The following is a 9,653-nucleotide window of genomic DNA, read 5'->3' as shown; positions in this document are numbered from 1 at the left end:
CATGCGAACCTCCAGTCCGGACCGCCCCACGGTCCAACTTTCTGTCCGCACCCCCCTTTGAGTCGACGGACGCCGCTGCAACCGGCTCGTTCTATCTCGTAAAGACCAAGACCAAGCCGGCACCGCTCGAGCCGCGCTGCGAGGGCGATGAGGCGCTCGTCCAGATCATCATGAAGGGTCTCTCAGTCGAGCAGTGCGATCGTCCCACCGAGCAGCAGATGCTCGAGGTGCTCTCGGCATACCTCACCGACGCCGAATCCGAAGGCCGCGAAGGTGCAGGAGACGAGGCCGCAATTGATATCGATTCTGGCACGCACCTTAAGGTCGACGTCGCCGGCGAGCACGCACGAGAGATCCTGAATCAGGCCCGCCACGATGCCATGACCCGCCGCCGCTTTATTATCGGCGGCGCTATCGCAGCCGTTGCGGGGCTCAGCGTTATCGGGGCGGCAACCCATGGCTTTGGCATCCCCGACTACCTCGACGGCATCCGCGGTTCACTTGACGACTACACCTGGGATCAGCTGCAGGAGATTTCGCTCAAGATTAAGGCCGCCGAGACCCGTAGCGAGGCACGCGAGATTGCCAAGCGCTATCACCTGCTCGATGCCGATGGGCATATCCCCTATCCGTGTACCAAGCGCGTGAAACTCACCAACGGGCTGGAGGTCGGCGCGCAGCTTGTGGGCATCCGTCACGATGAGCTTCTGGACGGGACGGGCAAGGCCGGACTGACGTTTATGTTCGACGCGGGTATTGCCGAGCGCAACGCTGCGGCTGAACCGCCGAGCGCCGGCTGGGCAGTTTGCGAGCTGCGGGAATGGCTCGACGGCGACGGCCTTAAGCTGCTGCCCAACAAGTTGCGCGCGCTCATCAAATCTGTCAAAAAGGTCTCGAATAACGCTGGCGCCGCCAACAGTGCATCGTGTCTGAGCGAGTTGCCCGCAACCCTTTGGCTGCCCGCCATGGTCGAGCTGTGCGGTACGCAACCGCCCGATTCGTTTGCCAAGGACTATCACTACCTGGCAGAAATCTACAACGGCGAGGGCAAGGAGTATCAGCTCTTCCGCGAGCTCAAGGTGAGCCCGTATTCCACGAACGAGACGATGGTCCGCCAGTGGAAGGGCAAGGACACCTGCTGGTGGGAGCGCACGGTGAGCCCCGACTCATCGGAGACCGAAGGCACGCTCTACATAAACCGTGTGGGCCACGACGGCGACGTCTTTACGTACGCAACGCCTGCGGAAAAGCCAAACAAGCTAACCTGTGTGATTCCCGGGTTCTGTATCTAGGCGGCGGGCGTCTTGCCGTGACGGGACCCCTCCCCGGCAGTTGTCTCGATTTGTAACACTAGCTCGGCAGATACAGGTCTAGATGCTACAGAACGAGACAAACCCCAATCCCGCGAGACAACATCTCAATCTGTAACAGTAAGGGGTCATATTTCCCGCCAGATGTTACAGATTGAGACATTGAGTTTATTGCTGAAGGTTCGTCTCGATCTGTAACATCTGGAATCCAAAAACCGGTCTAACTGTTACAGATGGAGACAAACTCAAACCTCTCAAAACAAAATCTCAATCTGTAACAGTTAGAGGTCATTTTCCCCGCTAGATGTTACAGATCGAGATATTGATTTGCCGCCGGAGAGTTTGTCTCATTCTGTAACAGCAGCTCGGCAAAAACTGGGCTAGATGTTACAGATTGAGACGAAGGGCGGGGATGGTGCACCAACCCGGCAGCCACCCTCATCTGTAGCGAAATGTCATACATTTCTTTCTGTACTGGACACCCCCAGGGGGTATGGGTGTATAGTATCGGCAGGTTAACATTTCCGACACTACGTCACAGAAAGGAGAAGCCATGGCTCAAGATAAGTTCGACGTGGGCGGCATGACATGCGCCGCCTGCCAGGCGCATGTGGATCGCGCCGTGAGCAAACTCGACGGCGTCCAAAGCGTCGCGGTCAATCTGCTCGCCGGCTCTATGCTGGTGGACTACGACCCTGCGCAGGTCTCCCCCGACGACATCTGCACCGCTGTCGACCGCGCGGGCTACTCGGCCTCACCCATCAGCACGGGCACCGACGCTGTCCAAAGCGGAAGTGCGCAAGCCAGGTCCGGCGCCGCCCATATGGAGTCACCGACCAAAAAGTTGGAGGCCGCCGCCTCTGCCATGCGCACCCGCCTCATCGTCTCGATCGTATTCCTCATCCCACTGTTCTACATAGGCATGGGGCACATGCTCGGCTGGCCGCTGCCCGGCATCTTCACCGACCACACCCACAGCATGACGCTCGCGCTCACCGAGCTCGTCCTGCTCATTCCCATCGTCTACGTCAACGACGCGTACTTTATCAACGGGTTTAAATCGCTCGCGCACGGCGCGCCCACCATGGACGCCCTTATTGCCGTGGGCGCCACCGCCTCCATCGCCTGGTCGCTCTACGCCATGTTCATCATGGCCGACCAGCTAGCCGCAGGTCAGGTGCACGAGGCCATGATGACGAGCATGGACAACCTGTATTTTGAGAGCGCTGGCACCATCCTGTCGCTCGTCACCGTGGGCAAATACCTCGAGACGCGCAGCAAGTCCAAGACCGGCGGCGCTATCGAGGCGCTCATCGACTTAGCACCCAAGACCGCGACCGTCGTGGCAGAGGACGGCAGCGAGGCCACCGTCGACGTCGATGCCATTCTGCCCGGCCAGGTGCTGCGTGTGCGCCCCGGCGAGTCCATCCCTGTCGATGGCGTGGTGCTCGAGGGCAGCTCGGCCGTGGACGAGAGCGCGCTCACCGGCGAGTCCATCCCCGTGGAGAAGACCGCCGGCGACACTGTCAACGCCGCCACTGTCAACCGCACCGGCTCGTTTACCTTCCGCGCCACGCGTGTGGGTGCCGACACGTCGCTCGCCAAGATTATCCAGCTCGTCGAGGACGCCAACGCCACCAAGGCGCCCATCGCCCGCATGGTCGACAAGGTCGCCGGCGTGTTCGTGCCCGTGGTGTTTGTAATCTCTGCCGTAACTTTTGTGGCGTGGATGGTGCTGACCGGAAGCGTCAACGAAGCGCTCACCTCCGCCGTCGCCGCACTGGTGATCAGCTGCCCGTGCGCGCTGGGCCTGGCCACGCCCGTCGCCATTATGGTCGGCACCGGCAAGGGCGCCGAGATGGGCATTCTGTTCAAGAGCGCCGAGGCGCTGGAGAACCTGCGCAGCGTGGGCACCGTGGTGCTCGATAAGACGGGCACCGTCACCCGCGGCAAGCCTGCCGTGACCGATATCGTGGTAGCCACGCGCGCTGACGGCTCGCCCGCCATGAGCGAAAAGGCGCTGCTCAAGTTGGCCGCCGCGTTGGAGCGCTCGAGCGAGCACCCGCTGGCCGAGGCGATTATAGCCGAGTGCGAGACACGCGGGATCGTCGCGCGCATGGTCGAGGACTTTACTGCCGTGCCCGGGCGAGGCGTTACGGCGCGCGAGGGGCAAAACGCCATTGCAGCCGGCAACGTACGCCTGATGGACGAGCTGAGCGTTACCGTGCCCGCGGGTCTTGCCGAACAATTTGCCGCCGAGGGCAAGACGCCGCTGTTCTTTGCCAAGAACGGCGAGCTTGCCGGCACCATCGCCGTGGCTGACGAGGTCAAGGAAACGAGTGCCGGAGCCATCGCCGCACTGCGCTCGCTTGGCGTCGACGTGCGCATGCTCACCGGCGACAACCGAGTCACCGCCGAAGCAATCGCCCGCCGCGTGGGGCTGAGCAGCGAACAGGTCATCGCCGACGTCCTCCCCGCCGACAAGGAGCACCACGTACGCGAGCTGCAGGATGCGGGCAGCAAGGTCGCCATGGTGGGCGACGGTATCAATGACTCCCCCGCCCTGGCGCGCGCCGACGTGGGCCTTGCTATCGGCACCGGCGCAGACATCGCCAAGGAGGGCGCCGACGTGGTACTCATGCGCAGCGACCTCATGGACGTCGCCCGTGCCATCGAGCTGTCGCGCGCCACAATTCGCAACATCAAGCAGGACCTGTTCTGGGCGCTGTTCTACAACGGCATCGGCATTCCGCTGGCGGCGGGCGTGTTCTTCCCGCTCACCGGTTGGCAGCTCTCGCCGATGTTTGGCGCCGCGGCCATGAGCCTGTCGAGTGTCTGCGTCGTAAGCAATGCGCTGCGCTTAAAATCCTTTAAGCCAAAAGTGGCAAAATAGGCTCACCATTAAGTCCATCTAGAACGGGTTTTCCAGACGCCCGAGATTGACCCGAAAGAGGAGCGACGCGCACTTTGGTACGCGAGCGACGGCTTGAAGGTCAAGGTCGGGTGCCTGGGAAAGCCGACACAACAGGGAGGAATACCCATGCGTTACACAATCAAGACTTCCGGCCTCATGTGCGGCCATTGCGACGCCACCGTCGAGACGGCGTTGCTCAACGTGGCCGGCGTGACCGACGCCGACGCCGATCACGAGACCCAGACCGTCCAGGTGGAGTGCGCCGACACCGTGACCGTCGAGCAGCTCACCGCCGCTGTCGAGGGCGCCGGCGAGAAGTTCCACGCCCTTTCGGTGACCGCCGCATAGCAGTCGCTGCCTACTGAATCCTCAGAAGTTGCGGTGAAATACGGACTGTTGTGCCGCCCTAGGCCTTTAAACGGTCCGTATTTCACCGCAACTGACGGGGACATCCGGAAGATCGACCAGAAACGAGGACCCGACATGATGGCAGACCATAAATCGGTGACCCGCATGCTCAAGACGGCACGCGGCCAGATCGACGGCATCTTGCGGATGGTCGAGGAGGACCGTTACTGCGTCGATATTTCCACGCAGCTCATGGCAACGCAGGCGCTCCTCGCGCGCATTAACGCCGACGTGCTCAAGGCGCATATCGAGGGCTGCGTGACTTCGGCAATCGAATCGGGCGACGAAGACCTCAAAGCCGCCAAGCTCGCCGAAATCGAACGCGTCGTCGACAAGCTCTCCAAGTAATAGGGGCATTGGGGACAGATTTCTTTGCACCGTCTTGGTATTCCGGGGACAGGTATGTTTGCACCACATTGGTGCAGATTAACCTGTCCCCCTTGCTCTAAATCGGGTATAAAGGCGTGCAGCATATCGAACGAAAGGCAATTTGCATGAATGACTTTATGAAGGGTCGCAATGGTGCCGATGAACTCACCATCGTGATGGGTTTTGCCGGCATCGTCATCGCGATGATCGGATCGATAGCCCGCATCCAGTGGCTCAGCTGGATTGCCATCGCCGTAATCGTGATTGGCGTGCTGCGCGGCCTGTCCAAAAATATCGACGCACGTCACAAGGAGAACGAGGCCTTTGTCGCCGCGACTGCAAACGTACCCGGCTTGGGCAAGTTTGTAGCTAGCTTGGGCGGCGGAGCTGCAGCGGCCAACGCCTCGCGCGCAGCCGGTACTAGCAAGGAAGACTTTGAACGTGCCAAGCGCACAGCCAAGAAGATGTGGAAGGGCCGCAAGACCACGGCCTATCTTAAGTGCCCCAACTGCGGCCAGATGCTCTCCGTTCCCAAGGGCAAAGGCAAGATCCGCGTCACCTGCCCCAAGTGCCATGCCAAGATGGAGACGCGCTCATAGCTGCCATACTATGGGACAAATAAAAGCCGAGGCCTCGCACTGGGACCTCGGCTTTTTCTGATTATGACAAAAGGATTGTCCCTTTGTCGCATCGCCATATCGCGCGCTTACGCCACGCCATCGCGGGCAAGCTCCTCGGCCAACGCCTCGGCAGGCATGGCCATAATCGCGTCGAGCTCGGCGTCCACCTCGGGAATACGCTTCACCTTGAGTTTGCGCACCAGATCACCACGGCACATCACGTGCATCGGCTCACGCAGGGCGCACGGGTCATCGAGCGGGTTCTTGCGCGTCACCAGGATATCGGCGGCCTTACCGCACTCGATTGTGCCGGTCTCGCCGCCCAGCCCCAGTAGCTCGGCATTGACTTGCGTGGCCGTATGCAGCGCGAAGGCGTTGCTCACGCCGACATACTTGGCAAAATAGGCCACTTCACGCCACATGTCATACTGCGTCACAAACGGGCAGCTCGAATCTGTGCCAAGGCCCACCTTAACGCCAGCTTCCAGTGCGGCACGAGCGCTCTCGATAATGCCCGAGCACACGATATCGCCGTTCTTCTTTTGCGTATCGGTCGAATGGGTCTTTTCCGGGTCGAGCAATACAAACGGCAGCGCCGGGCTGATGGTGCAGGTCACGCTGGGCGCACGCCCCTCAAGCTGCGTGCCCGCGGCGCCACGGTACAGTTCCAGGATCTCGGGCGTCAACGGAGCGCCGTGCTCAATCGTGTCAACGCCGGCCTCAAGCGCGGCCCTCACGCCCTCGGTACTCTCGACATGGGCCATAACCGGAAGGCCAACCTCGTGCGCCGCCTTGCACGCCGCTGTGGCAACCTCCACCGGCATACGCAGCACGCCCGGCTCGCCCACCTCGGTCGCGTCGAACACGCCGCCCGTTACGAACAGCTTAATGACGTCGGCACCGCGCGCATACAGGTCGCGCACCTGCTCGGCTGCCTCGGCGGGACCGTTGGCCACCTGGGCGAACAAGCCCGCACCATGGCCGCCCGGCACCGTGACGCCCGTTCCCGGCGCCACCAGGCGAGGACCTTGATACTTGCCGGCATCGATAGCATCGCGCACGGCAAGATCGGCAAACAGCGGGTCGCCCGCGCCGCGCACCGTAGTCACGCCACTTGCCAGCTGCTGCTGGGCGCTACCTTTGAGGATATGGCACACGATGGCGCGCCCCACGGGATTATCGAGCTTCTTCATCAGCGCGCCCGCATCGCCCGCCGAAACCGGCTTGCCCGAGCCGCACAGATGCACATGCATATTGATGAGGCCTGGCATGAGATACGCCCCTGCCAGGTCGATGACCTCGGCACCTGCAGGCGCCTGCGCCACAGCACTCGGCCCCATCCACGTGATGAGACCGCGCTCAACGGCCACGGCCATGTCGGGCTGTGGCTCCATATGTTTCGAGCCATCCAGGACGGTCGCATTGATAAACAACGTAGAACGATCGGCAGACGCCATATCGAGCTCCTCCCCCTCAGAAAACTTGAACATCTGTCCATTATTATCCAGTGCGGCAGGATTGCTGCGGACATATCGGTTAACGGAGGGAAGAGGGGATGTGGGGGGGACGGAATACGTTGCAGCCCCACCCCAGCAACATCAGGGGAATGTCTCGATCTGTAACAGGTACAGGGTTATTGGGCCCCTTGATGTTACAGATCAAGACATTCGGTCGACGTTTCACCGGTTTGTCTCGATCTGTAACAATTACGAACTCAAACAACTTCTAAACGTTACAGATCGAGACAAAACCTCTCAGCGCCCATACCACTGGCGTCTCCATTCCTCAGCCAGATCGGCCCGCTGTTGAATTCCCGCCAGTCTCATCTTTTCAGCCAGCTTCCCCGGGTTCTTGAGTTCATCAAACGTAAACCGAAGCACCTTGTGCCCGAGCATCGTCAGATGAGACTCTCGCTGACGTTCTGCCACGAATGGGTCGACCGACCCCCGATCCCCACCATCCTGCAGGGTATACTTTCCCTTCCCGTCGAGCTCGCCGATGACACACGTCCCGTTCTCGAGCCGCCAAAAATAGTCGACGCGAAACACCTGGCTCGAATCGAGCGGGTCGCGAAACTCCACCTGCAGCTCCGGAACTGGAAAGCCGTACGCAATAAAGAACGCTCGGAACCGAGACTCGCCGCCGTTTTCGGACAGCCCGTCCGCATACGACGCAATCACCTGTGCCCTGCAACACCCTCGCCTGCCCTCGCAATCGGCGCGGAGGCGCTCGCACAAATCCCAACGTGATACGCCTTTCGCCCGCAGTGCAGAATCGGCAATCGCCAACCCGTAGGAGAACGGCGCACGCAGTAAGCAATCCTCCACCGTGCGCCAAAACGACGTCACCCGCACGCCATCAACACGCTCGAGCACGCCCGCCATCTGCGGACGCAACAACCTGCACCCGCCGCTCAACGTCACCGAACAACCCGTCTTAACAAGAAAGCGCGGCCCGAGCAGATCATTCGGCACCTCCAGACCCCACAAAAGCGCCGCGTCATAGCCCCAAAACGCCCAATCGGGATGAAATTCCGCAAGCCCTTTGATAGTCCTCAGCGCTCGCTCCGCCGGCGTCAATGCATCCCAATCATGCTGAAAACAGAACAGGTACGGCTCGGGCTCCGCGATATCGTCGGTTCCAACATGGCGTCGCAGCCACATGAGCTCGGTATTGTCATGCGTTGCGAGCAGCGCACCTTGCTTGGCCGTCTCCGTGAGCCGCGCGAGCATTCTATTCCGCGCCAACGTGTTGCGAGTCGCATGTTTGTGTTTGAGAACGGTATTAGACACTTTCGTCACCACCACGTCAGACAAATGGACCATCGTCACCGTTGCCTCCGCTGACAAATGTCTTGATCTGTAACAGGAAGACAGTCTTTGAGCCTCTAGTTGTTACAGAACAAGATCTTTCGACAGCCGCCAACCTTCCGTCTCAATCTGTAACAGTTACGGGCTCAAACAGCCGCTAAACGTTACAGATTGAGACAAAGTCAGGGCTGTAGGGCGACACCAGTCACATCCCCTACTCCCATTCTTGTTCGTAGATGTTGAGGGACTTTACGTAGCGCCCCTGGGCGCCCATGATGTCGCGGACCAGGCGCAAAAAGAAGCTGATGCACGAGGTGTCAAAGCCATCCTGCAGGTCCTCCGGATGCACCGCACCCGGCCCATCGACTGCCGTGTCACTCAGGCGCGCGATGTCGTACAGATAGAGCTGTCCCGCCGTCAGCCAGACATCGTCGACGCAAGCGAGGCGCACCGCAATCGCGCCGTCGCTCCAATGCTCCTTTTGCACGATATGCGGGTCGTAGACATCAAAGCGACGGTCGGTGCGCGTATCCTTCAGCGCAACTATGCCGTTCGCAGGATCCTTGTCCAAAATGCCAAAGCGCGAGAAATACTGCGTGTCGCGTACCTGCTCGAGCCGCTTGAGCGAGGCAGGCGAAAGCGATGCCGGCGGCTCGTCAACATACAGCTCGAGCAGCGTCTTGCCATGGCGATAGGAGCGCTCGAAGAGCAGCCAATCGGTAAACGCCATGTTGTAGGCCATGATTTCGTTTTGCGAAGGCTCGGTGCAATAGCTGAGCCACGGGTCGACAATGATCTCGAACTGTTCGCGCGCCGGCTCCAAAAACTGGAACTTCCGCAGCATCCAAAAATGGGCTATGTCGGCAATATCGTTGCCGACGGCTTCGGCTAGCTGCGCTCGGTCTAAAGCGTGGTCAGTCATGGCATCCTCCTCAAACTGATAGACCTCAATTTGAGCTTACGAGGAGGGTGGTCGGCCACGACCAGCGCGGGCAAAATAGGCCTCCGGCTGCAAACCAGATGCTGACCAAACACTTGACGAAAAGCTTGACCGAAAATACGCACCGCAACAAAACCGCAGGTAAACATAGACGGCCAACCCGCCCTTTTGAGCCAGATACCCACAGCCACCACAGAAACAACAGGTGACCACAGCCCAAGAAGTCGACAAATAAACACCCGTACGTCGACAAACGAGCAAATCGCTCGCAAAGAGTGTCCC

The 9,653-nt window shown here is 60.2% G+C and carries 8 protein-coding genes; 5 read left to right on the top strand and 3 right to left on the bottom strand.

Going from position 1 to position 9,653, the window contains the following annotated elements; translation table 11 throughout:
• The 5 genes from JMJ97_RS07595 to JMJ97_RS07575 form a co-directional block, all read left to right on the top strand.
• The coding region (locus JMJ97_RS07595) for a DUF6273 domain-containing protein (protein ID WP_260699777.1) at window positions 1–1,292 on the top strand (1,292 nt) is incomplete at its 5' end.
• A 571-nt stretch (window positions 1,293–1,863) separates the two neighbouring features.
• Window positions 1,864–4,203 (top strand): heavy metal translocating P-type ATPase, encoded by a 2,340-nt coding sequence (locus JMJ97_RS07590; RefSeq protein ID WP_260699776.1) that lies wholly within the window; start codon window positions 1,864–1,866, stop codon window positions 4,201–4,203.
• A gap of 147 nt (window positions 4,204–4,350) precedes the next feature.
• Window positions 4,351–4,572, top strand: a complete 222-nt coding sequence (locus tag JMJ97_RS07585; RefSeq protein WP_260699774.1) for a heavy-metal-associated domain-containing protein — start codon at window positions 4,351–4,353, stop codon at window positions 4,570–4,572.
• Between the two features lie 138 nt (window positions 4,573–4,710).
• Window positions 4,711–4,980 (top strand): metal-sensing transcriptional repressor, encoded by a 270-nt coding sequence (locus tag JMJ97_RS07580; RefSeq protein ID WP_226812542.1) that lies wholly within the window; start codon window positions 4,711–4,713, stop codon window positions 4,978–4,980.
• A gap of 146 nt (window positions 4,981–5,126) precedes the next feature.
• A complete protein-coding gene (locus tag JMJ97_RS07575; RefSeq protein WP_055310332.1) occupies window positions 5,127–5,600 on the top strand; it encodes a hypothetical protein in 474 nt (157 codons plus the stop codon).
• A 107-nt stretch (window positions 5,601–5,707) separates the two neighbouring features.
• Here JMJ97_RS07575 and JMJ97_RS07570 read toward each other — a convergent pair whose 3' ends face one another.
• From JMJ97_RS07570 to JMJ97_RS07560, 3 genes are all read right to left on the bottom strand, one after another.
• Entirely contained in the window at window positions 5,708–7,078 is a 1,371-nt protein-coding gene (locus JMJ97_RS07570; protein ID WP_260699771.1) for an amidohydrolase family protein, read from the bottom strand.
• A gap of 297 nt (window positions 7,079–7,375) precedes the next feature.
• On the bottom strand, window positions 7,376–8,452 hold the full coding sequence (locus tag JMJ97_RS07565) for a hypothetical protein (protein WP_260699770.1): 1,077 nt from the start codon (window positions 8,450–8,452) through the stop codon (window positions 7,376–7,378).
• A 193-nt stretch (window positions 8,453–8,645) separates the two neighbouring features.
• Window positions 8,646–9,353, bottom strand: a complete 708-nt coding sequence (locus tag JMJ97_RS07560) for a hypothetical protein (protein ID WP_138375206.1) — start codon at window positions 9,351–9,353, stop codon at window positions 8,646–8,648.
• Window positions 9,354–9,653: the final 300 nt, after the last annotated feature.

Origin of the sequence: Collinsella aerofaciens (assembly GCF_025289055.1) — a bacterium.
Classification (GTDB): domain Bacteria; phylum Actinomycetota; class Coriobacteriia; order Coriobacteriales; family Coriobacteriaceae; genus Collinsella.
The sequence above is the reverse complement of the archived record's forward strand: the minus strand, read 5'-3'. Positions and strand labels throughout refer to the sequence as shown.

Excerpts from the sequence above, each read along its gene's own strand:
- JMJ97_RS07590 (WP_260699776.1), top strand. The coding sequence starts at position 1,864 with ATGGCTCAAGATAAGTTCGACGTGGGCGGCATGACATGCGCCGCCTGC.
- JMJ97_RS07585 (WP_260699774.1), top strand. The coding sequence starts at position 4,351 with ATGCGTTACACAATCAAGACTTCCGGCCTCATGTGCGGCCATTGCGAC.
- JMJ97_RS07580 (WP_226812542.1), top strand. The coding sequence starts at position 4,711 with ATGGCAGACCATAAATCGGTGACCCGCATGCTCAAGACGGCACGCGGC.
- JMJ97_RS07575 (WP_055310332.1), top strand. The coding sequence starts at position 5,127 with ATGAATGACTTTATGAAGGGTCGCAATGGTGCCGATGAACTCACCATC.
- JMJ97_RS07570 (WP_260699771.1), bottom strand. The coding sequence starts at position 7,078 with ATGGCGTCTGCCGATCGTTCTACGTTGTTTATCAATGCGACCGTCCTG.
- JMJ97_RS07560 (WP_138375206.1), bottom strand. The coding sequence starts at position 9,353 with ATGACTGACCACGCTTTAGACCGAGCGCAGCTAGCCGAAGCCGTCGGC.